A 2,093-nucleotide genomic window follows, 5' to 3' on the forward strand; every position below is an offset into this window, starting at 1 on the left:
GTGATCGGGAGGAGGGCCCCCTACCGGCCGACGTCGACGCCGCGGTCCGCGAGGAACGCCTCGACCTCGCTCCGCGTCGGGAGCCCGGGCTGCGTGAACCGGCTCGTACAGTTGATCGCGGCGATCGCGGCCGCGAACCGGACGCCGCCAGCGACGCCGTCACGGTCGGCGGACGGCCCCGCGGGGTCTCCAGCGATCCACCGGTCGATCAGCCCGGCGGTGAACGCGTCGCCGGCGCCGGTCGCGTCGACCGTCTCGACGTCGAACGCGTCGAACTCGGACACCTCGCCGCCCGCGATCGCCGTCATCCCGTCGGCGCCGTGCGTGAGGACGGCGCGGGGCCACGTCGGGCCGCCCCGCGACCGCGACTCGGGCCCGGGTGAGGGCGCCGACTCGGCCGCTCGGGTATGCGCGCTCGCGACCCGTTTGACCGCGGCGTCCGCCGACCCGAAGAACGCCGGCGCGGCGACGCCGTCCGCGACGAACAGGTCGGCCTCATGGAGAAACCGGTAGACCGTCGCCGGCTCCGTGCCGCGCCCGACTAGCTCCTCGACGGCTCCCGAGAGGTCGAAGACGAGCGCGGGCGGGTCGCTCCCTGACTCGCCTGATTCGGCGGCTTCGCGGAGCGACCGAACCCGGTCGAGGGCCCGCCGCGCCACGCTGTCAGGCGTGTAGGCGGTGAGGAAGACCGCGTCGGCGTCGGCCATCGCGGCGAGCGCGTCGCCGTCGAGGCGGAGCCCGCGGAAGCTCTCGCCGGCGGTGACGATGGCGCGCTCCCCATCCGGGTCGCGGAGGATCAAGGACCGGGTGTGGGCGTCGTCGCCGACCGCGACGTGCGTCCCGTCCACGCCCGTCTCGCCGAGGTACTCCAGGGCTCTCCGGCCGTACTCGTCGTCGCCGACGCGGCTGACGAGCCCCGCGTCGCGGCCGAGGCGGTCGAGCGCGACCGCGACGTTCGCGCCCACGCCGCCGAACGCGGACGTGACCTCCCGGGCGAACGCGCCGCCGTCCGGCTCCGGGAGGTTGCTGACCGCGTACCACTCGTCTATCGCGGCGGCCCCGACGCAGAGGACGGCCGGCGAACCACCGCTTCCGCCGTCGCTCGCATCTGACTCCGCCGTCACGACTCGCCGAAGAAGGGGCGGTGAACGGCCATCGCGGCGTCGACGGCAATCGGTCCCTCGACGCTCGTCTCCCCGCCGCCGCGCCGGACCACTTCCTCGCAGGGGATCGGCACCACGCCGCCGGAGAGCTCGCCGAGCGTCTCGCCGTCGACGCCGAAGACGACCCGGTCGATCCCCGCGTAGTGGATCGCGGTCGAACACATCGGGCACGGCTCCGTGCTGGCGTACATGGTACAGTCCGCGAGCTCGTCGGCGTCGAGCTCCCGCGCGGCCCACCGCGCGAGCGTCAGTTCCGGGTGCGCCGTCACGTCGTCCTCGGTCCGCGTCTCGTTGCGCGCCTCGCTGACGACCTCGCCGTCGACCACGAGCAGGGCGCCGAACGGGGTGTTTCCGGCCTCGACCGCCTCCTTGGCGAGCCGGATCGTTCGCTCCACGTACTCCCGGTCGGTCGGGTCGTCCGGCAGGTCGTCGAGATCACGGAACTCGCTGGGATCGCCGGCGTCGTCCGCGTCGGTCATACGTCCCCGTTCGCCTCCGGGAACCTAACGGTTGGTACCGCCGGCTGCGTGCGGTCGTCGTCCGGCGAGCTCGGTTCCCCGTCGAGGCGTCTCGGTCCGCGTCGTCTCCGTCGCCGACGCGCGTCGGGGTCACGCTCGGCGTTCGCGTCGGACGCTCCGCCACGCTCTTGACCGCCACGAGCGAAGCAAGAGTAATGCTGGACAGGCTGCGAGCGAAACTCGGCGCCGCTCGCCGACGGGCACGTCGGATCGAACGCCGGGAGTTCGCGGAACTCCGGCAGTGGGCCGAGGACACGAGCAATCTGCTCCACCTGACGACGCTGTTGCTCGTGCCGATGCTCATCGCGCTCGTCACTCAGATAACGAACCTGACCGACCTCTCGTTTCTCCTCTTCCCGCCGCTGGCGTCGGGAGCCTACACGCTCTTCTCCGACCCGCAGGGACAGTACTC

The 2,093-nt window shown here is 72.8% G+C and carries 2 protein-coding genes and 1 pseudogene; 1 reads left to right on the plus strand and 2 read right to left on the minus strand.

Going from position 1 to position 2,093, the window contains the following annotated elements:
• Positions 1–20: 20 nt before the first annotated feature.
• On the minus strand, positions 21–1,124 hold the full coding sequence (locus B9G49_RS15950) for a carbohydrate kinase family protein (RefSeq protein WP_086217022.1): 1,104 nt from the start codon (positions 1,122–1,124) through the stop codon (positions 21–23).
• Entirely contained in the window at positions 1,121–1,642 is a 522-nt protein-coding gene (locus B9G49_RS15955; protein WP_049929764.1) for a nucleoside deaminase, read from the minus strand. Before B9G49_RS15955 ends, B9G49_RS15950 begins: the two co-directional genes overlap by 4 nt.
• Positions 1,643–1,836: 194 nt before the next feature.
• On the opposite strand from B9G49_RS15955, the pseudogene B9G49_RS15960 reads away from it, so the two are divergent.
• A pseudogene (locus B9G49_RS15960) lies at positions 1,837–2,093 on the plus strand (HPP family protein); the annotation flags it as partial.

This window comes from Halorubrum sp. SD683, assembly GCF_002135045.1.
Classification (GTDB): domain Archaea; phylum Halobacteriota; class Halobacteria; order Halobacteriales; family Haloferacaceae; genus Halorubrum; species Halorubrum ezzemoulense.